The 674-nt window shown below is 66.6% G+C and carries 1 pseudogene; it reads left to right on the plus strand.

Annotation, left to right across the window (positions count from 1 at the left end):
* Positions 1 to 188 precede the first annotated feature (188 nt).
* Positions 189 to 674, plus strand: a pseudogene (locus CRD60_RS08285) (hypothetical protein); the annotation flags it as partial.

The raw sequence follows: 674 nt of genomic DNA on the forward strand, positions 1-674 counted from the left end.
CTCCTGCTCGACGGGGTGGCCGCCGAACTCCTTACGCAGAGCCGAGACACCTTCATGGTCGTTGGGTCGGCGATCTGCGAATCCTTGCCGGCCTAAAGGGGAGCGGTGGGTACCGGGGGTGGGCCGCCCCGCCCCCGGGGCACCCGGCTTCGCCCGCCCCGGCCGTCCAGGACAATCCGGTCGGTGAGATGTCCTCGCTATGGTTGGGTTTCCAGTCGCAGGGCGTCTCTGGCGTATCCCAGGATGACACCACCTCCAACAGCGCCGATCACGCCTGGGCCGGTCACCTGCGCGACTTCGTGACCAAGTTGGTCGCAGAGCCGGCCTTCGCCGGCCTGGTCGCCAGCTCGACTTACACCGCCACCGGCTCGGGTACCTCGGCCGCATTCAGCGGTCTGGCCCAAGGGATCTACGTTGTTGTCGATACGACCGCCGCCGGCGGCCCGGGCGGCTACAGCAACTCGATCCCCATGCTGGTGGGAACCGCGGTCGGCGTGACCTCCACCTTCCCCGGATACACCCGCTTCAAGAACGAGACCTCGCCCACGGCACCCATCCTGGGTCGGGTGGAGATCAAGAACGATCGTCCCACCATCACCAAGCAGGCCGTGCATGATGGGTCCAGGGGTTCCTCTGCATCCATCGGCGGCTATGTGAAATACCGGATCTCGGGC

Origin of the sequence: Bifidobacterium aemilianum (genome assembly GCF_003315635.1) — a bacterium.
Taxonomy (GTDB): domain Bacteria; phylum Actinomycetota; class Actinomycetes; order Actinomycetales; family Bifidobacteriaceae; genus Bifidobacterium; species Bifidobacterium aemilianum.